The sequence below is a fragment of the Vibrio sp. 5S239 genome, assembly GCF_041439575.1.
In the GTDB taxonomy this organism is placed as follows: Bacteria; Pseudomonadota; Gammaproteobacteria; order Enterobacterales; family Vibrionaceae; genus Vibrio; species Vibrio kanaloae.
In genome coordinates this window covers 1-1,031 of sequence record NZ_JBGOOM010000071.1, presented here as the reverse complement: position 1 = coordinate 1,031, position 1,031 = coordinate 1, and the positions used below count along the sequence as shown (strand labels likewise).

Below are 1,031 nucleotides of genomic sequence, written 5' to 3'. Positions count from 1 at the left end.
ATTCGTTCGACTAACCTGACAACCAAATGTGACTAAGCTATTTGTTAGCGAATGAACCGCCAAGACAAAGAAAACGCATCAAAGAACTAGTAACAATGTTAGAGCCAGTAAGTGACTCACTTACCGCAAACGCTTCCAACATAGTGCCACCGGAAAGTTCGTGAAATTGGGAAACGGACAGGTGAATAGCTAGAACGTAGAACAACGCTTTTAGACCACAAACGCTTTTCTGCCCTTTGCAAACTAACGTCCAATTAAGTGGTGAACAACGCACTGGCCAAGCCGCTGCATTACACCGTAACCACTTTACCTGACGCATAGTAAAACTGCCACGCGTTGAGAATCCACTTAAATTGTTTGTTATGCTTGTGGTTCTGAAACCACAACACTGTCATTTGCCCTTATGTACATCAAATGCTTGTCGTAAAACTCGTTTCTCACACAACCATGTTGCAACGCTTTTTTGTAGATTGAAGCCACAAATATATCGGCTACGCTAAAGTCGTTACCCACTGCAAATCCTGAATCACAACAGATCGATGTACTTAACTTTTCTAAGCAACGCATAATCCAGTTCCCACGAAGTGCTCGCTTTGATATCTCATCTAACTCTGGACGCATAAACCTCAACACTGTTCTGTTTTGGGGGGAGTGAATACTGGAGTTTACATACTCACAAACTCTGCGGATATGAGTTTTTTCATTGAGGCTTTTACCAAATAAGCTTGGATTAGGAAAGCGTTCTTCTAAATACTCAATAATTGCCATTGATTCAGAGAATACCGAACCATCGACACAAAGAGATGGAACATAGCCAAAAGGATTTATATCTAGGTATGTGGTCGTTAGTTCGTCAGAGCTGACCTCAATTCTATCGTAACGTATACCCTTAAAATTTAGTACCCACTCCACCCTTTCAGAACTATTCGAACCTTTTGCGCTATACAGCGAAACTTCCATACATCCTCCCGAAAAGCATAACGCTAAGCTAAGTAGTGAGCAACGCAATACGAAGCCACCGCATAACACCT

General features: G+C 41.9%; 2 protein-coding genes. Both read right to left on the bottom strand.

Annotated elements, in window-relative coordinates:
• Window positions 1-37: 37 nt before the first annotated feature.
• Window positions 38-319, bottom strand: coding sequence for a hypothetical protein (locus ACED48_RS20475; RefSeq protein ID WP_017057192.1), 282 nt, complete (start codon window positions 317-319; stop codon window positions 38-40).
• Window positions 320-360: 41 nt separating this feature from the next.
• Complete coding sequence (locus ACED48_RS20470; RefSeq protein ID WP_017057191.1) at window positions 361-960, bottom strand: glutathione S-transferase family protein; 600 nt, start codon at window positions 958-960, stop codon at window positions 361-363.
• Window positions 961-1,031: the final 71 nt, after the last annotated feature.

Excerpts from the sequence above, each read along its gene's own strand:
- ACED48_RS20475 (WP_017057192.1), bottom strand. The coding sequence starts at position 319 with ATGCGTCAGGTAAAGTGGTTACGGTGTAATGCAGCGGCTTGGCCAGTG.
- ACED48_RS20470 (WP_017057191.1), bottom strand. The coding sequence starts at position 960 with ATGGAAGTTTCGCTGTATAGCGCAAAAGGTTCGAATAGTTCTGAAAGG.